Genomic DNA, 21,784 nt, shown 5'->3' with positions numbered 1-21,784 from the left:
CCGCCCCGCGCGGCGTTTTTGCGGTTGTGCAGATGCGGCTTTCTTTGGTAGCAGAGGCGACCGTTTTGGACCACCCCTCCCCTGTGGAGGCAAGGAAAAGTGACATGCCGAACCTGCTTCTCGAACTTCGCTCCGAAGAGATTCCAGCTCGTATGCAGCGCAAGGCTGCCGGCGACCTGAAGAAGCTCGTCACCGATGCGCTGGTGGAGGCCGGTCTCTCCTATGAGGGTGCGCGCGAATACTGGACGCCGCGCCGCCTGACGCTCGACATTCACGGCCTTACCGCCCGCTCCGCCGATGTGCGCGAGGAGCGCAAGGGGCCGCGCACCGACGCCAACGAAAAGGCGATCGAGGGCTTCCTGCGCGGCGCCGGCCTTTCCTCGATCTCCGAGGCGCAGGTTCAGAGCGATCCGAAGAAGGGCGATTTCTACGTCGCCGTCATCTCCAAGCCCGGGCGGGCAACGGAAGAAATCGTCACCGAGGTGATGCCGGGCATCATCCGCAATTTTCCCTGGCCCAAGCCCATGCGCTGGGGCAAGGCCTCTGCCAAGCCCGGTTCGCTCACCTGGGTTCGGCCGCTGCAGTCGATCGTCTGCACCTTCGGCACCGAGCACGAGGAAACCACCGTCATCCCCTTCGAGATCGACGGCATCGTCGCTTCGAATGTCACCTACGGCCACCGCTTCCATGCGCCGGGTGCCATCACTGTCAAGCGCTTCGACGATTATGTCGCGAGCCTGGAAAAGGCTAAGGTCATCCTAGACGCCGAACGGCGCAAGGAGATCATCGCATCGGATGCCGCCAACCTTGCTTTCGCAAGCGGGCTGGACCTGGTGGAAGACGAAGGCCTGCTCGAGGAAGTCTCCGGGCTCGTCGAGTGGCCGCAGGTGCTGATGGGGACGTTCGAAGAGGATTACCTTTCGATCCCCTCCGAAATCATCCGCCTGACGATCAAGACGAACCAGAAATGCTTCGTCACTCGCAAACAGGGTGAAGAGACGCTTTCAAACAAGTTCATCCTGGTTTCCAACATTGAGGCGAGCGACGGCGGCAAGGAAATCATCCACGGCAACGGCAAGGTCGTACGCGCCCGGCTATCCGACGCGCTGCACTTCTGGAAGCGCGACCAGGGAGACTTGCCGGATCTCGAGACGCTCGTGACTTCGGCGAAAAAGTTCGGGCTTGATCTCAAGAAGCCGCTCGACCAGCGGATGGCGAAGCTCGACGCCCTGCATGTTACGTTCCATGCCAGCATCGGGACGCAGGGCGAACGGGTAACCCGGATTCGCAATCTTGCCGGCGAAATCGGCAAGATCGTCAATGCTGATCCCGTGAAGGTCAGCCGTGCCGCAGTGCTGTCGAAAGCAGACCTCAGAACCGAGATCGTCGGCGAGTTCCCGGAGTTACAGGGTGCAATGGGGAAGAAATACGCCCTGCTGCAAGGTGAAGATCCATCGGTGGCGGCGGCTATCGAGGACCATTACAAGCCTCAGGGTCCTGCCGACCGCGTGCCGACAGACAATGTCGCCATCGCGCTGGCTCTTGCCGACAAGATCGACACCCTTGTCTGGTTCTGGCGCATAGACGAAAAGCCAACCGGTTCGAAAGATCCGTTTGCACTGAGACGAGCGGCGCTGGGATCGATCAGGCTGCTCCTGGAACGGGGCATCAGGGCACCCCTCATCCCGGTATTTCGAGCTGCGTTTCGTAGCGAGTGGGCCGTAGCCATGACGAGTCATGAAGATTCGATCAGGCTGTTCGAGCTTAAGATCCAACAGGGTGAGGACAGGGTCGAGTTCGAGAAGCTCATAAAAGAACAGTACGCCGCTATCGAATACTGCAAGACCTATCTTGCCAAGGGCCATCCGAAGACGATCGAAGAAGAAGCCGAGCTGGCGATCAGCCTCCTTTCCTTCTTCCACGACCGGCTGAAGGTCTATCTCCGGGACCAGGGCGCCCGCTACGACCTCATCGATGCCGTGCTGACACCCGACGCCGACGACCTATTGATGATCGTGCGGCGCGTCGAGGCGCTCACGGCCTTCATTACCTCCGAGGACGGCAAGAACCTTTTGGTCGGCACCAAGCGCGCGACGCAGATTCTTGCGGCGGAGGAGAAGAAGGGCACGGTGATCGCCGACGGCGTTTCGGAGAAGCTGTTCCGGCTCGATGCCGAAAAGGAATTGTTCACCGCCATCACCAAGGCCGCCGCCGAGGCTTCCGCGGCAATCGCCAAGGAAGATTTCCGCTCGGCCATGGAAGCGCTTTCGAAACTTCGCGCTCCGGTTGACCGCTTCTTCGATGACGTGCTCGTCAACGACGAAGATGCGGCGATCCGCGCCAACCGCCTTGCGCTGCTGCGGTTGATCCGCGAGGCGACGGGCACCGTTGCCGACTTCTCGAAGATTGCCGGGTAGAGACTTCTCGGGAAGCAACTTTCATCCTGTGCAAGTGAACGCGGCCGCCGGATTTCTCCGGCGGCCGCAAATGCATAGGTGATGAAATAGCCGGGTTTAAGACTTAGGCGGCGCGGCGCGCCGGCACAGCTGCGGTCTGATCGGCACCGCCGATGTGGAAGCCACGGATAAGGCTGAGCAGTTCGTCGGTGTCGGCAGCCAGAGTCTCGGCCGAAGCCGTCGTTTCTTCCGCCATCGCCGCGTTCTGCTGCGTAGCCGTGTCGAGCTGGTTCATCGAAGACGAGATCGAGCGCAGCGTCGTATCCTGCTCGGAGGCGCTGTGAGCGATTTTGGCGACGATCTCGTTGGCAGCCTTGATCTGGTCCGAGATACGCTTCAGCGCTTCTCCCGCCTCGCCGACAAGGCGAACGCCCTGATCGACCTGACTGGAGGAACGGGCGATCTGGTCCTTGATCTCCTTGGCGGCAGCGGCGGAGCGCTGAGCCAGTTCGCGGACCTCCTGGGCGACGACGGCAAAGCCTTTGCCGGATTCGCCGGCACGCGCCGCTTCGACGCCGGCGTTGAGTGCCAGAAGGTTCGTCTGGAAGGCAATCTCGTCGATGACGCCGATGATCTTGCCGATCTCGTCGGAAGATTTTTCGATACCGCTCATCGCTTCGATCGCTTCGGTGACCACCGCATCGCTGCGGCTCGCTTCGGTGCTCACGGCGTGCACGCGCTTGCTTGCCTCACTCGCGCCTTCCGCCGTCTGGCGGACAGCGACGGTCAGTTCGTCGAGCGCCGCCGAGGTTTCCTCGAGGCTGGCTGCCTGGCGTTCGGTGCGCTGCGACAGTTCACTCGATGCACGGCGAATTTCCTCCTTCGCAACGCCGATGTCGCCGCCCTTTGCGCTGACCTTGGCCATCGCGGCTTCGAGATGCGAAAGCGCATCGTTGAAGTTGTCGCGAAGGGCTGCGTATTTCTGGCCGATATCGCCGCAACGAACGGTGAGGTCGCCGCGGGCGATCTTTTCCAGGGCCTGGCCGATCGTCGAAACGACGCGGGCTTGGCCGGTCGCCTCGTCGCGCTGGCTGCGCAGGTTGTTTTCGCGCTCGCTCTCGAGTTCGAGCTGCTGAGCCGCTTCGCGCTCAGACATGACGTGACGTTCCTCGACCTTTTCCTGCAGCGACTTGGTGGCCTTCGCCATCATGCCGATTTCATTGTTAAGGCCGGTATGCGGGATCGTCAGCGACACGTCTTCATCAGCGACTTTTTCCAGCGCCTGATGAACATCCTTGAGCGGCTTGGAGATGCCGCGGATGAAATAAATTGCGGCGCCAATGCCCGCGAGGAAGATGATGCCGCAGGCAACGAGCGCCTTCCAGATCGTTGCATCGATCTGGACCTGCAGGTCATCGAAGTAAACCCCACAACCGACGACGATCTGCCAAGGAGCGAAGGCCGCGGAATAGGCGCCCTTCAGATACTGTTCGCTATCCGGACGGCCCGGCTTGCTCCAGAAATAGATCGTCTGGCCGCCGCCGGCGATCGCCTTGTCAACCATTTCCTTGCTGAAATGCGTGCCGCGCTGGTCAACCTGGCCGCTCATGTCCTTGCCGAGATTGACCGGGCTCGGATGGAAGCGCTGGACGACATTGTAATCGAAACCAAAGACATAGCCGGTTGGCTCGAACTTGACCTTGGAGAGCACCTTGAACGCTTCGGCCTGGGCGGCCTCATGCGTCATCTCGCCGGCCTTTTCCCTTTCGTAATAGGCATTGAGGACCGAGATCGCCGACTCGACCTGCGTGCGCAGCAGATCGAAGCGGTCATTGTAGATGGATTGCTCTGTCGTTTTGATCTGGAAAAACGTGGCCAGCGCAAAGGCTGCCATAAGAACCCCGACAAGGGCAAAAAGCTGATGGGCAATCTTGAGCTTTTTCATGAAAGTCTCCCGAAAATGGTGAAATCTGCAACACCGGATCGGTCAACTCCCGTCCCTTCGCGCGTGTCAGCACGCACGTTCAGCAAGCGCAATCATGCTCACTCCGGTCCTCCGGTAAGTAAAATTATGGTGAATGGCTGAATGATCACTTAACGATTTCGACTATTACCGACGATCAGCAATGCCAAATCTGAATCATGCTTTCTTGCATAATTGTATAGGTTGCATTCGTACTCTGTCATTCAATTGAAATAAAGAATGCGCCCCTGCTTCTCTTCAGGAGCGCATTCATTCCGCCGACGGGGCGGACCCCAGAACGACCAAAACCTTGGCCGGGTCAGGGGCAGGGAACTTTCAAAATCCCGTACGTAGCCTAAGACCAGAAACGTCGAGCGGCGCAGTTTGTTCCACCGGCCCATTCATATCCGCCATAACAGGCTTCGTATCGCCGCCGATAACAGAGGTCGTTGCCGTAGGATCGATGTCCTCGGCGGGAACGCTCGCCTTAAAAGCCTCAAGGACTTCGGGCGTTGCCTTGGTGACGAAGACGACAGGCGAGCCGCCCATCCAGCCTTCGGTGCGGTAGAGCTTGGGCTCGCCGCCCACATCGCGCAGGGCGCTCGCCTGGAAGGCGCCGGGTGCCAGCACCGGCACGGTGTAGTCCTTCTTGCGCTCGATCGCTTGCAGCGGCGGGCAGCTCGTGCAGGTTTTCGTCACGATGCTTCCGCCATCGACCTGCGCGGCCTCGCCGATGACCTCGATCGAGGATGCCATCGCCGAACCGGCCGTCAGAAGTATTGCCGTACCGAGAATGAATTGACGCATGGAAGCTGCTCCGTCGTAGTATAGGAGCAGAATAGCGCGGCTTTATTTCCATCCCGTCAGAGGAAAGGGTAAAACTTTAGACAACTGACCCGATTTCGGGCCAAAGCTTAAGCTTTTTCGCGTTCGACCGCCCGCCAGCCGATATCGCGGCGGCAGAAGCCATTTTCCCATTCGACCTTGGCGAGCAGACCGTAAGCGCGGCTCTGGGCCTCGCTGACGGTCCTGCCGGTGGCAGTGACGTTCAGCACGCGGCCGCCGGTCGCGACCAGTTGCCCGTCCTTCAAGGCCGTGCCGGCATGAAACACCTTGGCTCCTTCACCTGCCTCCGGCAGCGAACGGATCGGCGTGTTCTTCTCGTAGGAACCCGGATAGCCCTTGGAGGCCATCACGACCGTCAGCGCCGGGTCGTCGCTCCACTCTGCGGTGACTTGGTCGAGCGTACCCTCGGCGGCGGCCAGAAGCAGCGGCAGCAGATCGCTCTTCAACCGCATCATCAGCACCTGGCACTCGGGATCGCCGAAGCGGACATTGTATTCGATCAGTTCCGGGCCCTTCGCGGTGATCATCAGCCCGGCGAAGAAAACGCCGGAGAACGGATGGCCACTTTCGGCCATGCCGCGGATCGTCGGCTCGATGATCTCCTTCATGGTGCGCTCGATCATCTCCGGCGTCATGACGGGTGCCGGCGAATAGGCCCCCATGCCGCCGGTGTTGACGCCGGTATCGCCCTCGCCGACCCGCTTGTGATCCTGGGCGGTTACGAGCGGCAGCGCGTTCGTGCCGTCGCACAGGCAGAAGAAGCTTGCCTCCTCGCCGTCGAGATAGGCCTCGATCACCACCTCGGCGCCCGCGGAACCGAACGCGCCCTCGAAGCAATCGTCGACGGCGGCAAGCGCCTCCTCGACGGTCATTGCCACCGTGACGCCCTTGCCGGCGGCAAGGCCATCGGCCTTCACGACGATCGGCGCACCCTGTGCGCGGATATAGGCTTTCGCCTTCGGGGCGTTGTTGAAGCGCTGATAGGCTCCGGTCGGGATGTTGTAGCGAGCGCAGATATCCTTGGTGAAGCCCTTGGAACCCTCGAGCTGGGCTGCGGCCGCGGAAGGACCGAAGACCTTCAGGCCATCGGCACGTAGGCGGTCGGCCAGACCGGCGACCAGCGGCGCCTCGGGGCCGACGACGACGAAGTCGATCGCCTTTTGTGCGCAGAAGGCAGCGACCGCTTCCTGATCCTCGACATTCAGGGAAACGAGTGTTGCATGTTCCGCAATGCCCGGGTTACCCGGCGCGGCATAGAATTCCGTCATCAGCGGCGATTGCGCCAGCTTCCAGGCGAGCGCATGCTCGCGTCCGCCCGAACCGATCAACAGAACCTTCATGCCTGATCCTTTCCGTTTTCCGTCTGGCGGTTAAGGGGCGCGGGGCGAAAGGTCAAGTGTTGGCGGCTTCCTAGTGGGTTTATTGGTTCGCCCTGTACCATGTGTGGCCCCCTCATCCGACCCTTCGGGCCACCTTCTCCCCGAGGGGAGAAGGGAACGGAGAGGCTGCGGCAGGCGGATGAGGGGGCCGCACGGTCGCAGGGTGAGAAGAAACCACCAGCGCTTTACCAGCCCCCACCGCCGCCACCGCCTCCGCCGCCACCCGACGAACCACCGCCACCGGAAAAGCCCGACGATGAACTGGAGGGAGGCGGGGTCGGAATCGTCGAGGCGATGGTTGAGGCCATGGACGACGAGAAGCCGCCGATGCGATCCGAGAAGCTGCCGCTGTTGAAATCGCCGGAATACCAGCTCGGGGCGTAGGCAACCGCAGTGCCGGCCGCAGCTGCGGCAAGCCATGTCTCGAACGTTCGCGACCATGGCTTCTCGACGCCGAGGGCGACCGCATAGGGCAGCAGCTTTTCGAAATGTTGCGGCGACATCTCCGGCGCGCCGGCCATGTTCATGCGGTCCTTTTCAGCGAGCGTCATGTACTGGCGCAGCCCGTCGATGCCGTCCATCATCTTGGCACCGAGCGGCGTCGGCGCACCCATGATGAAGACGTAGAGCACGTTGAGAAGGACGATGCCGCCGACGGCGAACAGCATCGGCGTTTCATAGAACTCCATCAGCGTCGAGAAAAGCGCCAGGCCCAGCGACGAGATGATGCTGAAACCGATGAAGACGACGACTGCGATGGAGATCACCGCGGCGATCCTGCCTCCAAGCGACCCGCCGGGGCGAAACGACCTCGCCAGCCCCGCGACGAAAATCGACGCGAAAACCGACGCGACGATCGGAATGACCATCAGGATGATGTTGTCCGGCTCCAGCGTGCCGAAGACGAACAGCGCGACGAGCGACGCCGCACTCAGCGCGATGCCCCCGGTTGTATAGCCGGTATTGGAATTGTAGTATTTGCCGCGATGCTCCCGCTCGATCGCCGACCGGAATCTCTGACCGACGGATTTCACGCGCTCGCCGTTCGCCTTGTCGATCGTCAGGGAATTCTTGCCGCCGATTTCGCCCAGGAGGCTCGCCTCGCCTGGCCCCAGCTTCTCCTTGCCGGGCGACTTGTCGGTGCGGCGGATCACGATCGATTTCTTGAGGTCTTCCAGAATAACATAGCCGCGCACCGCAAGATTGAGCGCTGCGGCCGACAGCGCCGTCCAGCCCTGTCCGGAAAAGCCCTTGTTGTCGATATAGTTGACGAGCGCCGGCGAGATGCCGTCCGGGGCATCCCAGCGCGGCACGATGACGCCGCGGGCAGGATCGCGCCCGACCTTCAGCCAGGCGCGGGTATAGTAGAAAAAGACGACGATCAGCCCGCCGAAGCCGATGAAATAATCGCGGTTGTCCTTCAGCCACCAGACATTCTGATCGGAGCTGCTCGGCGGATCGATCGCCCCCTTCGGAAACTTGACGGCGATCGTCAGGCCCTCGTTTGCATCGAGCGGCCTTGTCGTTGAAAAGACCGGCTGGGCATCGCTGCCTGAAACGCGGGCGTTTTTTTCCGTTGCGCCAAGCGGGCCGGTGAAGACATTCGTATCGGTCTCGGTGACGCCATCGGGCAGGTTCACGGTCGCGGTAGCGACCATGATCGGGAAGATCCAGCCATTGCCTGTAACGTTCCAATAGAGCTCGTCGTGATCGGCGAAATAGCGGATCTGGCGATTGGTGCGGTAGGTGAAGGCGTATTGATGGCGGCCGGCCGGAAGCATGACGTCTTCCGAGCCTGCATAGATGCGGATGCCGCCGGAAATGGATTCCGTCTTCCACGGCTCGTCACGACCGTCGCGCGTGACCGAGACGACATCGAAATCGACGGAGCGGCGGCGACCGCCTTCGTCGACGAACGTCAGCGGAAAATCGCGGAAGATGCCGCGCCGGATGCGATTGCCTTCGGCATTGACCGTGATGGTCTCCATCACCGTCATGGCGCCGCTCTTTTCGAGCGTTATATCCGAGACGAAGGAGTTGATGACCTCGGCAGCACTTGCCGGCGCCGCGGCAAGCGCCATGAACAGAATGAAGCAAAGGCCGCAAAGCCGCCGGATCATCTTACCCCTTCCCCCGCGGCACCCCGCCGCTCAGATAATGTCAGCCCTCATTCGCATAGGTCACGCCAAGCCCCGCCAGCGTCCGCCAGTAAGCCGGGAAGGTCTTGCCGACGCAATCCGGATCAAGGATCGTGATGCCGTCGATCTTCAGCCCGGCAAGCGCAAAGCTCATGGCGATCCGGTGATCGGCGAAAGTGTCGATGTCAGCCGTCAGATGCTGGCCGGCCAGCGAAGGATCGGCGTTGACGATCAGGTCGTCGCCCTCTTCGCGCGCAAGATTGGCACGGATCTGGGTGAGGCCGGTCGACAGGGCGCGGATGCGATCACACTCCTTCACGCGCAGGTTGGCGATACCGACGAAACGGACGGGCGTCTGATTGAAAGCGGCGAGAACCGCGAGCGTCGGGACGGCGTCCTGCATCTGCGAACCGTCGATTTCGGCCGGTAGATGCGGGAATTTCGCAATCATATCGTAGGCCTTGGCATCCGGCTGGGTGAACGCACCGTTCGGAACGCCGAGATCGATAGAGCCTCCGGTGAGCACTTCGGCGGCCCAGAGATAGGTGGCGGCGGAAGCATCCGGCTCGATGGCGAAATCGGCCGCGGTGTAGCCGGTCGGCTCGACACGCCAGGTGACCGGGCTGGTCTTTTCGACACGTGCTCCAAAGGCGCGCATCGCCGCCGTGGTGAGATCGATGTAGCCGAGAGCGCCGATATGTTCGCCGAGGAGTTCGATATCGACCGGGCGGTCACCGCCGGCTGCCATCATCAGCAGCGCGGAGACGTATTGGCTGGAAAGGCCGCCGTCGATCTGGATGCGGCTCGCCTCAAAGCGGCCGGTGCCCTTCACCGTCACAGGCGGGCAGCCGGTTTCTGCCGTCGCGTCGATGCCGAGCGATCGCAGCGCATCCACCAGCGGGCCGATCGGGCGCTTACGCATGTGTTGATCACCGTCCACGACGACAATGCCATCGACGAGCGCGGCGGCGGCGGTCAGGAAGCGCGTCGCGGTGCCGGCATTGCCGAGGAAAAGCGGCGCCTTCGGTCGCAAGAGCTTGCCGCTGCCGGTGACGACGAAGCTCGTATCGTCCGGCTCATCGATGACGACGCCCATGGCGCGCAGCGCATCGGCCATGTAGCGCGTGTCGTCGCTCTTCAGCGCGCCCGTCAGGCGACTGGTGCCTTTGGCAAGGCCAGCCAGGAGCAGCGCGCGGTTCGTGATCGACTTCGAGCCTGGCGGCACCGCACGGCCTGCGAGCGGAGCCTTAACCGGGATGATGGTGAGTTTCTTGTCCTTGCTCATGACGCCTGTCTATTCCGTCCATTGCGCTGGCCGCCCTGCGGCCTTAACCCGCCATGCTCATAGCAGCTTTTGGGCAAAGGCAAACGCCCATATCAGAACTTGACGGCCGGAACGGCGCGATCGGCCTCGTCGGTGATCTCGAAATATTCCCTCTTCTGGAAGCCGAACTGGCCGGCGACCAGATTGGAGGGGAAGCTCTCGACCTTGACGTTCAGATCGCGGGCAGCGCCGTTGTAGTAGCGGCGGGCCATCTGGATCTCGCTTTCCATGGTCTCGAGCGAGGCCTGAAGCTCAGAGAAGTTCTGGTTTGCCTTGAGGTCCGGATAGGCTTCGGCAAGCGCCATGACGCGGCCGAGCGCCTGGCCGAGAAGGCCCTCCGCCTGAGCCCTGCCGGCAACATCGCCGGCGGGTACTGCCTGCGCCCTGTTGCGCAGTTCGACCACTTCTTCCAGCGTGCTCTTTTCGTGGGTGGCGTAGCCCTTGACGGTCTCGATCAGGTTCGGGATCAGATCGGCACGGCGCTTCAGCTGCACGTCGATGCCGGACCAAGCCTCTTCAGCCATCTGCCGGGCGCGGACGAGACCGTTGTAGATGAAAACAAGATAAAGCGCGATCAGAACGATCACGCCAAGAATAATGTACATCGCGAATCCCCCGCAACGAAATAGAGTTGCGGCGGAGATTATTGACATCGCAGTGCATTGTCATCCACGAACTCGCGGAACCACTAGCCCTGAATACTAGAGATCACGCCGCGTCTTTGGCGAGATTTACCCCGCCTGCATCCGTCAGCAGGAAGGCTTCGCCGCAAGCCTTGGCGAGCGTGCGGACGCGCAGGATGTAGCTCTGGCGCTCGGTCACGGAAATCACGCCGCGGGCATCCAGCAGGTTGAAGACGTGGCTCGCCTTGATGCACTGGTCGTAGGCCGGGAACACGCATTTGTGCAGGCGCTGGTTGGCATTGTCGCCCGGCGCGCCGGCGGCCAGAAGCGCCTGGCATTCCTTCTCCGCATCGATGAAATGGCGATGCAGCATTTCGGTATTGGCGAATTCGAAGTTGTGGCGCGAATATTCCTGTTCGGCCTGCAGGAACACGTCGCCATAGCTGATCTTTTCTTCGCCTTCGCGGCCGTTGAAGTTCAGGTCATAGACGTTGTCGACGCCTTGCACATACATGGCGAGGCGCTCGAGACCATAGGTCAGCTCGCCTGCGACCGGCGAGCATTCGATGCCGCAGACCTGCTGGAAGTAGGTGAACTGCGAGACTTCCATGCCGTCGCACCAGCACTCCCAGCCGAGGCCCCAGGCGCCGAGCGTCGGGCTTTCCCAATCGTCCTCCACGAAGCGGATGTCGTGCAGCAGCGGATCGAGGCCGATCGCCGCGAGCGAGCCCAGGTAGAGCTCCTGCAGGTTCGGCGGGTTCGGCTTCAGGATGACCTGATATTGGTAATAATGCTGAAGACGGTTCGGGTTCTCGCCGTAACGGCCATCGGACGGACGGCGCGACGGCTGAACATAGGCAGCCTTCCACGGCTTCGGGCCGAGCGCACGAAGCGTCGTGGCCGGATGGAAGGTGCCGGCGCCGACCTCCATGTCGTAGGGCTGCAGAACCGCACACCCCTTGTCCGCCCAGTAGTTATGCAGGGTCAGGATCAGCGCCTGGAACGAGCGCTTCGGGTTCATATGGTCGGGGATCGATGCAGACATGGCGGGCTTCCGAATTCGTACAAAATGTACGCGGACAGGTGCCATGGCAGGCGGCAAGGGTCAAGGCTCTGGGGAAATTGTGAGGCGCTCCGCGCTGCCAGAAATTATCGAAATGGATTGATTATGGTCAAGTGTCCGTCGATGACCAAGCCGTGCTGCAAGTCTTCCGAATAAAATCGTACGCAGTTCATTTGCAAGGCAGCCGCAATCATAGCAGCGTCATAGAAACTGAGACCGTACCGTTCTGCCAAGTTGATCGCTGATATGGTCGTGCGTTCATCGATGGCTGCAATCGCTGCGGCCATAGTGATCACATCGGCTATCGCCAAATGCAGATCAGCCCAAGACATATCCAGCTTCTTGCGCCCGACATTTGCGAACTCATTCAACGTTTGCACGCTAAGGACAAATGGCTTGAGCAACAGGGACTGAGCGGCCGCTGCACGCAGGTCCTCCGTGAACGCATAGACGAGAATATTGGTATCCAGAAAGCTATCGGCGGCGGCCATTAGCGATCGTTCGCTTCATCGCGATCAAACTTCCAATCCGGAGGAAGTTTCAGCTTGAATGCCTTGATACGTTCAAAGGCCTTTTGTCGCGCATCATTTCGCGCGATCTCAAAAACACGATCCTCCGCTATGCGGATCGTCACGTCGTCGCCTTCCTTAAGTTCAAGAGCATCCACGACAACGGTGGGAATGCGAACTGCGAGGCTATTTCCCCATTTTGCAACTTGCATGATTGCCTCATGATATACACGTCAATAATGTATATCATGAGGGAAGGCAGACGTAAATCTTCTACTCATCATCCCGCTTGACACGGTACTCGCCGGTCGCCGGGTCCTTGACAAGCGTGCCAACCGCGCCGGTCTGGCGCTCCTTCTCGGCACGGCGGGATTTTTCCTGCAGGCGCTTGGCATCGGAGACGAAGCGGCGGTAGAGCCACCACGCCGCACCGACCAGGATTATGATTGTTATAAGCTGCGCCATCTCCCCTCTTCTTCTCCTCTCAAAGCCCGTAGCGGCTCCACATTGCCTTTTCTTCCGCCGCTTCGACAAGGCCTGCCGCGAGACTTGATGCAGCACTTTCCAGCGAGACAGGCGAGACACCCGGTATCCTCCGCCCGAAGAGGCTGCGAGCGGCGGTGACGAGCTGCAGTCTGGCCTTCTGGCCGTACCGCTTTTTCAGCTCCTGGCGCATATCGCCCAGGCTGTCGACGAGGCCGAGTTCAAGCCCGCGCGTGCCGCTCCAGAAAAGGCCGGAGAAGACAGTCTCGTCATCGCTGAGCTTGCCGGCGCGGCGCTCGCGCACCATGGCGATGAATACCTGATGGATCTCGAGCTGAAGGCTCTTCAGATACTCGATGTCCTTTTCCTTCTCGGGCTGGAAGGGATCGAGAATAACCTTGTTCTCACCGGCCGTATAGACGCGGCGCTCGATGCCGATCTTTTTCAAGAGCTCGGGAAAGCCGAAGCCGCCGGAAACGACACCGATCGAGCCGACGATCGAGGTCGCGTCGGCGATGATCTCATCGCCGGCGAGCGCGATCATGTAGCCGCCCGACGCTGCTACATCCTCGACGAAGACAAGGACCTTCTTCTGCTTCTCGCGGGCAAGCTCGCGAATACGCGTAAAGATAAGCCGCGACTGGACCGGCGAACCACCCGGCGAATTGATGGCGATCGCAACAGCCGGCGCGTCCTTCACGGAAAAGGCTTTCTCCAGGACCGGCGCAACAGCAGCGAGGTTGAGCGTGGGGCGGAACTGGTTGCCGCCGCTCATGATGACGCCTTGAAGCCTGACAACCGGGATGACGATCCCTTCCTTGCGGAAACGCTTCGGTACCAGTCCTCTCAAAAATCCGCGCATCTCAAATCCTTCTTCGCTTTCAGCGTCGCAATCCATGTATGCAATGGAACGGTAAACGCAATGGCCGCGTTCCAGAAACTGCGACAGCCGGTTTTCTTGTTGCGAATGACTTGCATTATCATTCTAATCGGGCATAGTGCGGGCAATGATCGAACAGGCGGATAACAAATGGATGCTTTAAACCGGAGTGCAAAAAGCGGCTGGCGGTACGATCGAGAGGAGGCTTCGCTTTCCGATGTCTACCGCACCGTCGGCACGGGTCGCCCGGGATCGAAACTCCGGCGGATCGCCGCCTTTGCGGGCCCCGGTTACATGGTCGCGGTCGGCTATATGGATCCGGGCAACTGGGCGACCTCTCTCGCTGGCGGCTCAAAGTTCGGCTATGCCCTGCTGACAGTCGCGCTGCTCTCCAACCTGATGGCGATCGTGCTGCAATCGCTCTGCGCCCGCCTTGCCATCGCCTCGGGCCGCGATTTGGCGCAGGCCTGCCGGGACGCCTATCCGAAATTTATTTCCGTGCCGCTCTGGGCGTTTGCGGAAATCGCCATCATCGCGACTGACATCGCCGAGGTGATCGGCACGGCCATTGGCCTCAACCTGATCTTCGGCGTTCCGCTGGAACTCGGCGTCTTGATCACGGCACTCGACGTCTTTCTCATTCTCTATCTGCAAAGGCTCGGCTTCCGCTGGATCGAAGCCTTCATCATCACGCTTCTCGGCGTCATTGCGCTATGTTTCGGCGTGCAGATCTTCCTGGCCGATCCTGAGTGGGGCGCTGTCGTGAGGGGCTTCTTCCCGACGACCGAGATCGTCAGCAATCCGGAAATGCTCTATCTGGCGCTCGGCATTCTCGGCGCGACCGTCATGCCGCACAATCTCTATCTGCATTCAGGCATCGTGCAGACGCGCGCCTACGGCCACACCCTGCCGGAAAAGCGGGAAGCGCTCACCTATGCGACGATCGACTCCACCTTCGCGCTGTGCTTTGCGCTGCTGATCAATGCCTCGATCCTGATCCTGGCGGCCGCCGCGTTCAACGCCAGCGGCCGGACGGATATCGTCGAGCTCGGCGAGGCGCATTCGCTGCTGTCGCCGCTGCTCGGCCTCGCGATCGCACCGACGCTTTTCGGTATCGCGCTGCTCTGCTGCGGCCTGAATTCGACCGTGACAGCGACGCTTGCGGGCCAGATCGTCATGGAAGGTTTTCTGAGGATCAAGCTCCAGCCATGGGTGCGCCGTCTGATCACCCGCGCGATCGCCATCGTTCCGGCCGCCTTCGTGACGATCTGGTACGGCAACGAGGGGACTGCGCATCTCCTGATCCTGACGCAGGTCGTGCTCAGCCTGCAGCTTTCCTTTGCGGTTTTCCCGCTGGTGATGTTCACCGCCAGCAAGGCGAAGATGGGCGCGCTCGTGGCGCCGCGCTGGCTGAGCGGCATCGCCTATGCGATTGCCGTCATCATCGCCGGGCTGAACATCAAGCTGCTGTTCGATTTCGTGACCGGCTGAGCCTTGGATAGGCCGCACGGCCATTATTCAGATCGTCCACGAAGGGGGAGAATTTATGCGTACCCTCTTCGTGCATGATGAATGGCGCGCGCAGCGAAAGCCGCGCGCGCGATCCTTTGATCGCCGTCACCAGAATGCGTACGGCATTCTCGCCCTCGCGCGGGTGAATGGCGGTAATTTCGATACCGCCGAAACGTCTGCCGCAGGCTGCGATGACCTCCGCGATCGATTCGGGGCGGGCGATGAGTGACAGCTGCCCGCCGGGCACCATGATCGCGCCCGCCGTGCGTATCCAGCTTTCGAAAAGACCGTCAGTCATCGCATGCGCTTCGGCTTTCAGGGCATCCGGCGTCCGGCGGTCACCGGCATCGTTGAACGGCGGATTCATGATGACGTGGTGAAAAATCTCGTCGGTCAGGCCCGCTTCGTTTCGTGCCTTTGCCGTCAAGGTCACATCCGCCTCGACGACCGAGACCCGGTCTGTCATATGGGCATTCTCCGGCAAGGCAATACTCCGCCGCGCATAGTCGGCCATTTCCTCCGAACGCTCGAAAAGCACGACCTCGGCCTTCGGCAGCCGGGAGGCGACGGCAAGCCCGGCCGCACCCGCGCCGGCGCCGAGATCCGCGACTTTGATCGCGCGGTCATCGCAGACCAGCGCGGCCAGCAGCATGGCATCCATCCCGGAGCGATGCCCCCTGCCCCTCGGCTGGACGACGTGAAAGCCGCCGCGGTGGAAGGCATCGATCGTGTCGAAAACCCCGGTCATAGCCGCATCATTTCACGATGCGCAATTCGTCAGCCAGGCCGGCATCGGTCAGGATACGGCGGGCCCGATCGGCATCGTCGTCATCAACAAGCAACCGCCGCGGCAGCATGCCGAGGGAGCCTTCGAGGATGCTCATGCCCTGATCGGCCACGAAACAGTGAATTCCCGCATCCTTTAGAAGGCTTTGCGCATACGAGAGCAAGACGGGGTCATTGGCACGGATAAGTTCATGCATTTACGATCAAATCCCTTTCAATTCTGTGCTGCGCGACATTTCACCTCTTGCCGCTTCAATCGCCCCTTTCTATTGTCAATCGTAACGAGTGAACAGGAGTCCGGGTCGTTGGGCGTGGTCATACCGCTTGAAGAAAGCAAAAACAAACTGGCATCCGTCAAGCCGTTGGTCGATCTGACCAAGGCCGATATGGAGCGGGTCAACCAGCTTATCCTTTCGAAGGCCGGGTCCGATGTCCAGATGATACCGGAAGTGGCGAACCACCTGATCTCCTCCGGTGGCAAGCGCTTGCGCCCCATGCTCACGCTCGCCTCGGCCTGTCTCTTTGGGTACAAGGGCGAAAACCACATCAAGCTCGCGACATCAGTCGAATTCATGCATACGGCGACGCTGCTGCATGACGATGTCGTTGATGAGAGCGACCTTCGCCGCGGGAAATCGACGGCGCGCATGATCTGGGGCAACCAGGCAAGCGTCCTCGTCGGCGACTTCTTGCTCGGCCAGGCCTTCCGAATGATGGTCGATGTCGGTTCGCTCGATGCGCTTGACGTTCTCTCGTCGGCCGCTTGCGTCATTGCCGAAGGCGAGGTGTTGCAGCTTTCCGTCGCCAAGAACATGGAGACGACGGAAGACGACTATCTTTCGGTCATCCGGGCCAAGACCGCGGCACTCTTTGCCGCTGCCGCCGAAGTTGGCCCGATCGTGGCAGACGCCGGCAAATCCGGCCGCAATGCGCTGAAATCCTATGGCATGAACCTCGGGCTCGCCTTCCAGCTTGTCGACGACGCGCTGGATTACGGCGGCAAGGCAGTCGACCTCGGCAAGAATGTCGGCGACGACTTCCGCGAGGGCAAGATCACGCTTCCGGTCATCCTCGCCTACCGCCGTGGCACGCAGGACGAGCGCGCTTTCTGGCGTGACGCGATCGAAGGCGGCAACGGCACGGATGCCAATCTCGAAAAGGCGCTCGGCCTCATCACCAAATACGGTACGCTGAACGACACGATCGCCCGGGCGGTTCACTACGGCACGATCGCGCGGGACGCGCTTGCGCCTCTTCCCGATACGGCGTGGAAAGCCGCGCTATTGGAAGTTATCGACTTCTGCATCGAGCGGGTCAACTAAATCAAACATCTTTGATCGCGGCTGAATTTCTTGCAGGACCGCTTCAAAAAAGCCATCCTATTGTGAGTCAGTCTTCTCAACTGATTTCGCAGCCGGTCGGAACAATCGGCTGCCTTGAAGAAAGGTTTTGTAATGCGGCAGAGATTTGCCATCCGTCTTTTTTCGAGCGCGGCACTTGCAGCGGTCCTTTCGCTCGGAGCGCTTGGTGGCGTCAATGCCGAAGAGGCTGCCAAGACGGACGCTGCCAGCAACACGGTGGTCTTCGACCCGGACACGGTCGGCACCTTCTCGGGCGCCTTCCTCGCCGCCCGCACGGCCGATGTCGATCACGACTACAAGACGGCCATAGAGCTTTACAAGAAGGCCTTGCAGATCGAACCGGGTAATCCGGAAATCCGTCAGCGCCTGATGATTTCGCTGCTGTTGAGCGGCGACATCCAGGAAGGCGTGAAATATGCCAACGACCTGAAGAAGGATCCCACCGTCGAGCGTATCACCACCGTCGTCCGCGCCACGGACGCGATGCGCCGCGGCGACTACAAGAACGCCGAAGCGATCCTGAAATATAACGGTCCGAACGACCTCGACCGGATGATGAACGACCTGCTGCTCGCCTGGGCGCGCGTCGGCGCCGGCCGCAACAAGGAAGCGCTGTCGATGGTCGAGAAGATGAAGGGCCCGGAATGGTTCAGCATCTTCCAGAACTACCATGCAGGTGCGATCGCCATCGTGACGGGCAATGTGTCGGCAGCGCGCAGGCACTTGAACGATGCAGTGCTGGACAAGGAAGGCGGTGCGACGGCGCCCGACACCTTCATGCGTGCGGTCATGGCGCTGGCCCGCCTGGAAGCCTCGCAGGGCAACAAGCAGAAGGCGCTCGATGCGATCTCCGTCGGAGACAACATGCTGCCGAACTATGCGCCGCTGAATGCGCTGCGCCAGAGCATCGAAAAGGGCGAGAAGCCGGAGCAGCAGGTACGCAATGGCCCCCAGGGCGCGGCTGCCGTTCTCTTCTCCATCGGCGCCGCGCTGAACCGCGACGGGGCCGAAGATATCGTTTCACTCTATCTGCAGACTGCCAATGCGCTCGATCCGAACAGCGCCGACACGCTGGTGCTTCTCGGCGGCATCGCTGAAAAGCAGGAACAGACGGACCGTGCCATCGAGTTCTACAAGCGCGTGCCGGAAACTTCTCCGATGCGGCGCATCTCCGAGCTGCAGCTCGGCCTTGCGCTGGCGCAGGGCGGCAAGACCGACGAGGCACGCAAGCATCTGAAGGCGCTGATCGATTCCGATCCGAAGGACATCCGCTCCTATCTTGCCTATGGCAGCGTGCTCTCCGACGCCAAGGACTATCAGGCGATGGCCGACAATTACGACAAGGCTGTGGAAATGATCGGCCCGCTGCCGGGCCGATCCGACTGGACGGTCTTCTTCCAGCGGGGCATCGCCTATGAGCGGCTGAAGAAGTGGGATCAGGCGGAGCCGAACTTCCGCAAGGCACTCGAACTCAACCCGGATCAGCCCCAGGTTCTGAACTATCTCGGTTACTCCTGGATCGACATGAACCGGAACCTCGACGAAGGCTTGACGATGATCAAGAAGGCCGTCGAACTCAGGCCTGACGACGGCTATATCATCGACTCGCTCGGCTGGGCGTATTATCGCCTGAACCGCTTCGACGACGCCGTTGGCGAGCTGGAAAAGGCTGCCGAAATCAAGGCCGGTGATGCGACGATCAACGACCATCTTGGTGACGCCTACTGGCATGTCGGGCGCAAGCTGGAGGCCGTCTATCAGTGGAATCGGGCGCTGAGCTCCCAGCCGGAAGAAGCCGACATCCCGAGGATCAAGGATAAGATCGCCCACGGCCTGACGGTGGAGACTGATGACACCAAGGCTGTCGACAAGAAGCAGCCGGATCCGGCGCCTGTTTCGCCGCCGGTTGCCGACAAGAAGTCCTGATGCGCCATGCCTGACGCGGGCATGAGCGGCGGTTTCGCCGTCACCGAAGATGCTCTCGCAAAAATCAATCTGGCCCTGCACGTGACGGGCCAGAGGCCGGACGGCTATCACCTCCTCGATATGCTGGTGACCTTTGCACGTCATGGCGACAGACTGGCTTTCGCACCCTCCCCGGCCGATGAATTGACGATCAGCGGGCGGTTCGCGCCCGCGCTCGGCATCGACCCAGGCGGCAATCTCGTGCTCAAGGCGCGCGACATGTTGCGGCAAGCGGCACTTGCGCAGGGCGACCATGCGCCACCGGTTCATATCCATCTTGAAAAGAACCTGCCGATCGCCTCCGGCATCGGCGGCGGTTCAGCGGATGCCGCGGCGGCACTGCGTGGTCTCCTGCGGCTGTGGAGCATCCGTCTGCCTGGCGACATTTTGTCGGCGATTGCTGTCAAACTCGGGGCCGATGTTCCCATGTGCCTGACGAGCCGGCCGCTGATTGCGCGCGGGATCGGCGAAAAGATCGAGGCCGTTGCTCTGCCGCCTTTTGCAATCGTGCTCGCCAATCCGCTGAAGGCGGTCTCGACGCCGGAGATTTTCCGACTGCTCACGGAGAAACACAACCCGCCGCTCGATCTTCGAACCGGCGACTGGCTGGCGACGATCGAGGCGAACCGGAACGATCTGGAGCCGCCGGTGCGCAAACTTGTCCCAGAGATCGAACAGGTCTCGACCTTGTTGAAGCAAGCAGGCGCGAAATTTGTCCGCATGTCCGGATCCGGCGCGACGTGCTTCGGCATCTTCGGCTCGATCGAAGCAGCCGAAGCTGCTGCGGCGAAGCTTCACAGCGAACGGCCGGACTGGTATTTCCAGGCAACGGAAACGCTTTCTGGAGACTGATGATGGCGGGTATCGACGAACAGCGGCCTTTCATCCCCGTCGGCATCGCGGTGCTGACCGTTTCGGACACGCGCACGCTGGCGAACGACAAGTCCGGCGACACGCTTGCCGCGCGGATCACCGAGGCCGGTCACAAGCTGATGGATCGCGCCATCGTGCCCGACGACAAGGCGGCCATCGCAGCCCAGGTCAACGCCTGGACGGAAACCGACGGCATCGACGTCGTCATCACCACCGGCGGTACCGGCTTTACCGGCCGGGACGTCACGCCAGAGGCGCTGGAGCCGCTTTTTGAAAAGCGCATGGATGGCTTTTCGGAAGTCTTCCACCGCATTTCCTATGACAAGATCGGCACATCGACGATCCAGTCCCGAGCAACGGCGGGTGTCGCCAAGTCGACCTTCATCTTCGTGCTTCCCGGCTCGCCGGGCGCCTGCAAGGATGCGTGGGACGGCATTTTGAAGGCTCAGCTCGACTACCGCCACATGCCCTGCAATTTCGTGGAGATCATGCCGCGGCTCGACGAGCACCTGAGGCGCGGGACGGCGAAGTAGAACGGCAGGGTTGTTGCCGCAGCGCCAAGGGTAACGGCCTGCGATGGCTATGTGTGCACGCTGGGTAGAGAGGGCATCGTTTGCCACTGCTCGCCCGACAACAAGAAGCAGCTGATGCCGTGATCGTCCGTGATGATCAGCGTCCAGGTGCCGCTCTCAGCAGCATAAACCTCAAGGACTGCGTTGTGGTTGATTTTGCCGACCGCCGTGAGCTTTTCGGAAAAGTTCCTATCCAGGAAATCGATGACCTCGGATCGGCCCGCGCAGGTACGCATCGTCTGCGCCGTTGCCGAATGCGGATGTGCGACCACCAATATTGTCGCGATGACGCCCAGCAGGCCGTGGAACATAGTGCGTAGCACGACGCACCTCCTTTCGCCGGAAACCCGGCAGAAGAGGAGACTTCCGCTGACCTGTTCTGCCGTCCGCCGGCATTCCATGGTCGACCGCCGCGCGGCTAACGCGTCGGCGGCACCATGGAAGAATTATAGCGCAAAATCGTATTGAGCGCCATGTTTGTGCGCCAGCTACTATCGCGCAGCGCGGGCAACCCAGGACGGAATCAGTTCGCTCGAAAGCTGGCGCAGCTTCTGCCCTTTGGCGAATTCCGAAAGATGCATTCCGCTTCTTGCGGTGGCGATCGCCTGCTTTTTCGGCAGGAGGAGCCCGAGTTCCAGCGGCGGTCGCGAACGGCCGACGCGCTCGAAGAACGGGCGCTTATAACCCCGAGAGGCGGTGAAGCGCGCCGGCCCCTTGTTGAGCGAGACATACTCGGCGATCTCGTCTATCCAGCCGGCTTGCGGTCTCGCACCAGGCTCCACGAAAAGCAACCATTCGCCGCGCGCCGCGCGCAATATATCCGTGATATCCCACTGCGAATGAAACCGGCACCCCGCTGCATCCGCCACCCCGGACGTGCCGTCGCGCGAGCCGTGATCAAGTACGACCACGTCGCTTACAAGCCCTTCGACCGCGCCGGCGACCAGCGCCGACAATGTCTGCGCCAGCTCGGGCTCCTGATCCTGGCACTCAAGAACAACCGTCAACATTGCCTATCTATAATGCGGTGCACAAATATTTGCCAGCACCACTTTTCCTCATTTTGTTCTTGCAATGTTCTCCTTTTGCCGATAGGAATTTAATCATCGAA

At 61.0% G+C, this 21,784-nt stretch carries 21 protein-coding genes; 6 read left to right on the top strand and 15 right to left on the bottom strand.

Annotation, left to right across the window (positions count from 1 at the left end):
* The first annotated feature begins 104 nt into the window (after positions 1-104).
* Complete coding sequence (glyS, locus tag ACPYOJ_RS07985) at positions 105-2,417, top strand: glycine--tRNA ligase subunit beta (RefSeq protein WP_481415756.1); 2,313 nt, start codon at positions 105-107, stop codon at positions 2,415-2,417.
* 103 nt (positions 2,418-2,520) lie between these two features.
* On the opposite strand, the gene ACPYOJ_RS07980 is transcribed toward glyS, so the two are convergent.
* From ACPYOJ_RS07980 to ACPYOJ_RS07930, 11 genes are all read right to left on the bottom strand, one after another.
* Positions 2,521-4,341 carry a methyl-accepting chemotaxis protein gene (locus tag ACPYOJ_RS07980; protein WP_481415755.1) on the bottom strand — a complete coding sequence of 607 codons (1,821 nt, stop codon included), beginning with the start codon at positions 4,339-4,341 and terminating at the stop codon, positions 2,521-2,523.
* 354 nt (positions 4,342-4,695) lie between these two features.
* Complete coding sequence (locus ACPYOJ_RS07975) at positions 4,696-5,166, bottom strand: plant virulence effector HPE1-like domain-containing protein (RefSeq protein WP_481415754.1); 471 nt, start codon at positions 5,164-5,166, stop codon at positions 4,696-4,698.
* A 107-nt stretch (positions 5,167-5,273) separates the two neighbouring features.
* Complete coding sequence (purD, locus tag ACPYOJ_RS07970) at positions 5,274-6,545, bottom strand: phosphoribosylamine--glycine ligase (RefSeq protein WP_481415753.1); 1,272 nt, start codon at positions 6,543-6,545, stop codon at positions 5,274-5,276.
* A gap of 224 nt (positions 6,546-6,769) precedes the next feature.
* Complete coding sequence (locus ACPYOJ_RS07965; protein ID WP_481415752.1) at positions 6,770-8,704, bottom strand: DUF2207 domain-containing protein; 1,935 nt, start codon at positions 8,702-8,704, stop codon at positions 6,770-6,772.
* Between the two features lie 40 nt (positions 8,705-8,744).
* Positions 8,745-10,007: a 3-phosphoshikimate 1-carboxyvinyltransferase gene (locus ACPYOJ_RS07960; protein WP_481415751.1), complete on the bottom strand. Its 1,263-nt coding sequence runs from the start codon at positions 10,005-10,007 to the stop codon at positions 8,745-8,747.
* A 92-nt stretch (positions 10,008-10,099) separates the two neighbouring features.
* A complete protein-coding gene (locus ACPYOJ_RS07955) occupies positions 10,100-10,651 on the bottom strand; it encodes a LemA family protein (RefSeq protein ID WP_481415750.1) in 552 nt (183 codons plus the stop codon).
* A gap of 103 nt (positions 10,652-10,754) precedes the next feature.
* On the bottom strand, positions 10,755-11,690 hold the full coding sequence (locus ACPYOJ_RS07950) for a glycine--tRNA ligase subunit alpha (protein WP_481415770.1): 936 nt from the start codon (positions 11,688-11,690) through the stop codon (positions 10,755-10,757).
* Positions 11,691-11,818: 128 nt separating this feature from the next.
* Positions 11,819-12,223 carry a PIN domain-containing protein gene (locus ACPYOJ_RS07945; protein ID WP_481415749.1) on the bottom strand — a complete coding sequence of 135 codons (405 nt, stop codon included), beginning with the start codon at positions 12,221-12,223 and terminating at the stop codon, positions 11,819-11,821.
* Entirely contained in the window at positions 12,223-12,453 is a 231-nt protein-coding gene (locus tag ACPYOJ_RS07940) for an AbrB/MazE/SpoVT family DNA-binding domain-containing protein (protein WP_481415748.1), read from the bottom strand. The genes ACPYOJ_RS07945 and ACPYOJ_RS07940 overlap by 1 nt, the downstream gene beginning before the upstream one ends.
* 61 nt (positions 12,454-12,514) lie before the next feature.
* Positions 12,515-12,706: a hypothetical protein gene (locus ACPYOJ_RS07935; protein ID WP_168828577.1), complete on the bottom strand. Its 192-nt coding sequence runs from the start codon at positions 12,704-12,706 to the stop codon at positions 12,515-12,517.
* A 19-nt stretch (positions 12,707-12,725) separates the two neighbouring features.
* Complete coding sequence (locus ACPYOJ_RS07930; RefSeq protein WP_481415747.1) at positions 12,726-13,586, bottom strand: S49 family peptidase; 861 nt, start codon at positions 13,584-13,586, stop codon at positions 12,726-12,728.
* 168 nt (positions 13,587-13,754) lie between these two features.
* Here ACPYOJ_RS07930 and ACPYOJ_RS07925 point away from each other — a divergent pair, with 168 nt between their 5' ends.
* Positions 13,755-15,095 carry an Nramp family divalent metal transporter gene (locus ACPYOJ_RS07925; RefSeq protein ID WP_168828575.1) on the top strand — a complete coding sequence of 447 codons (1,341 nt, stop codon included), beginning with the start codon at positions 13,755-13,757 and terminating at the stop codon, positions 15,093-15,095.
* On the opposite strand, the gene ACPYOJ_RS07920 is transcribed toward ACPYOJ_RS07925, so the two are convergent.
* Positions 15,064-15,864: a tRNA1(Val) (adenine(37)-N6)-methyltransferase gene (locus tag ACPYOJ_RS07920; protein ID WP_481415746.1), complete on the bottom strand. Its 801-nt coding sequence runs from the start codon at positions 15,862-15,864 to the stop codon at positions 15,064-15,066. The two genes, ACPYOJ_RS07925 and ACPYOJ_RS07920, sit on opposite strands and share 32 nt — an antisense overlap.
* Before the next feature lie 7 nt (positions 15,865-15,871).
* The gene (locus tag ACPYOJ_RS07915) at positions 15,872-16,099 is read right to left on the bottom strand and encodes a putative signal transducing protein (protein WP_481415745.1); all 228 of its coding nucleotides are present in this window, start codon (positions 16,097-16,099) and stop codon (positions 15,872-15,874) included.
* Between the two features lie 108 nt (positions 16,100-16,207).
* On the opposite strand from ACPYOJ_RS07915, the gene ACPYOJ_RS07910 reads away from it, so the two are divergent.
* The 4 genes from ACPYOJ_RS07910 to moaB all read left to right on the top strand — a co-directional run bounded on the left by ACPYOJ_RS07910 (position 16,208) and on the right by moaB (position 20,634).
* The gene (locus ACPYOJ_RS07910) at positions 16,208-17,224 is read left to right on the top strand and encodes a polyprenyl synthetase family protein (RefSeq protein ID WP_481415744.1); all 1,017 of its coding nucleotides are present in this window, start codon (positions 16,208-16,210) and stop codon (positions 17,222-17,224) included.
* A 132-nt stretch (positions 17,225-17,356) separates the two neighbouring features.
* The gene (locus tag ACPYOJ_RS07905; protein WP_168828571.1) at positions 17,357-19,189 is read left to right on the top strand and encodes a tetratricopeptide repeat protein; all 1,833 of its coding nucleotides are present in this window, start codon (positions 17,357-17,359) and stop codon (positions 19,187-19,189) included.
* 6 nt (positions 19,190-19,195) lie between these two features.
* A complete protein-coding gene (locus tag ACPYOJ_RS07900; protein WP_481415743.1) occupies positions 19,196-20,080 on the top strand; it encodes a 4-(cytidine 5'-diphospho)-2-C-methyl-D-erythritol kinase in 885 nt (294 codons plus the stop codon).
* Between the two features lie 2 nt (positions 20,081-20,082).
* Positions 20,083-20,634: a molybdenum cofactor biosynthesis protein B gene (gene moaB, locus ACPYOJ_RS07895; protein WP_481415742.1), complete on the top strand. Its 552-nt coding sequence runs from the start codon at positions 20,083-20,085 to the stop codon at positions 20,632-20,634.
* A gap of 47 nt (positions 20,635-20,681) precedes the next feature.
* Here the strand turns inward: moaB and ACPYOJ_RS07890 are convergent, their stop codons facing one another.
* Both ACPYOJ_RS07890 and ACPYOJ_RS07885 read right to left on the bottom strand, forming a co-directional pair.
* Positions 20,682-20,984, bottom strand: a complete 303-nt coding sequence (locus ACPYOJ_RS07890; protein WP_481415769.1) for a hypothetical protein — start codon at positions 20,982-20,984, stop codon at positions 20,682-20,684.
* Between the two features lie 180 nt (positions 20,985-21,164).
* Entirely contained in the window at positions 21,165-21,683 is a 519-nt protein-coding gene (locus ACPYOJ_RS07885; RefSeq protein WP_481415741.1) for a glycosyl transferase, read from the bottom strand.
* Positions 21,684-21,784: the final 101 nt, after the last annotated feature.

It is taken from the genome of Rhizobium sp. SVR5-9E (assembly GCF_056755095.1).
The sequence above is the reverse complement of the archived record's forward strand: the minus strand, read 5'-3'. Positions and strand labels throughout refer to the sequence as shown.

What these genes read in the sequence shown, in the direction of transcription:
- ACPYOJ_RS07965 (WP_481415752.1), bottom strand. Translation starts at nt 8,704, where the DNA reads ATGATCCGGCGGCTTTGCGGCCTTTGCTTCATTCTGTTCATGGCGCTT.
- ACPYOJ_RS07925 (WP_168828575.1), top strand. Translation starts at nt 13,755, where the DNA reads ATGGATGCTTTAAACCGGAGTGCAAAAAGCGGCTGGCGGTACGATCGA.
- ACPYOJ_RS07980 (WP_481415755.1), bottom strand. Translation starts at nt 4,341, where the DNA reads ATGAAAAAGCTCAAGATTGCCCATCAGCTTTTTGCCCTTGTCGGGGTT.
- ACPYOJ_RS07950 (WP_481415770.1), bottom strand. Translation starts at nt 11,690, where the DNA reads ATGAACCCGAAGCGCTCGTTCCAGGCGCTGATCCTGACCCTGCATAAC.
- glyS (WP_481415756.1), top strand. Translation starts at nt 105, where the DNA reads ATGCCGAACCTGCTTCTCGAACTTCGCTCCGAAGAGATTCCAGCTCGT.
- ACPYOJ_RS07940 (WP_481415748.1), bottom strand. Translation starts at nt 12,453, where the DNA reads ATGCAAGTTGCAAAATGGGGAAATAGCCTCGCAGTTCGCATTCCCACC.
- ACPYOJ_RS07920 (WP_481415746.1), bottom strand. Translation starts at nt 15,864, where the DNA reads ATGACCGGGGTTTTCGACACGATCGATGCCTTCCACCGCGGCGGCTTT.
- ACPYOJ_RS07935 (WP_168828577.1), bottom strand. Translation starts at nt 12,706, where the DNA reads ATGGCGCAGCTTATAACAATCATAATCCTGGTCGGTGCGGCGTGGTGG.
- ACPYOJ_RS07960 (WP_481415751.1), bottom strand. Translation starts at nt 10,007, where the DNA reads ATGAGCAAGGACAAGAAACTCACCATCATCCCGGTTAAGGCTCCGCTC.
- ACPYOJ_RS07930 (WP_481415747.1), bottom strand. Translation starts at nt 13,586, where the DNA reads ATGCGCGGATTTTTGAGAGGACTGGTACCGAAGCGTTTCCGCAAGGAA.
- purD (WP_481415753.1), bottom strand. Translation starts at nt 6,545, where the DNA reads ATGAAGGTTCTGTTGATCGGTTCGGGCGGACGCGAGCATGCGCTCGCC.
- ACPYOJ_RS07955 (WP_481415750.1), bottom strand. Translation starts at nt 10,651, where the DNA reads ATGTACATTATTCTTGGCGTGATCGTTCTGATCGCGCTTTATCTTGTT.
- ACPYOJ_RS07905 (WP_168828571.1), top strand. Translation starts at nt 17,357, where the DNA reads ATGCGGCAGAGATTTGCCATCCGTCTTTTTTCGAGCGCGGCACTTGCA.
- ACPYOJ_RS07900 (WP_481415743.1), top strand. Translation starts at nt 19,196, where the DNA reads ATGCCTGACGCGGGCATGAGCGGCGGTTTCGCCGTCACCGAAGATGCT.
- moaB (WP_481415742.1), top strand. Translation starts at nt 20,083, where the DNA reads ATGGCGGGTATCGACGAACAGCGGCCTTTCATCCCCGTCGGCATCGCG.
- ACPYOJ_RS07915 (WP_481415745.1), bottom strand. Translation starts at nt 16,099, where the DNA reads ATGCATGAACTTATCCGTGCCAATGACCCCGTCTTGCTCTCGTATGCG.
- ACPYOJ_RS07885 (WP_481415741.1), bottom strand. Translation starts at nt 21,683, where the DNA reads ATGTTGACGGTTGTTCTTGAGTGCCAGGATCAGGAGCCCGAGCTGGCG.
- ACPYOJ_RS07890 (WP_481415769.1), bottom strand. Translation starts at nt 20,984, where the DNA reads ATGTTCCACGGCCTGCTGGGCGTCATCGCGACAATATTGGTGGTCGCA.
- ACPYOJ_RS07945 (WP_481415749.1), bottom strand. Translation starts at nt 12,223, where the DNA reads ATGGCCGCCGCCGATAGCTTTCTGGATACCAATATTCTCGTCTATGCG.
- ACPYOJ_RS07975 (WP_481415754.1), bottom strand. Translation starts at nt 5,166, where the DNA reads ATGCGTCAATTCATTCTCGGTACGGCAATACTTCTGACGGCCGGTTCG.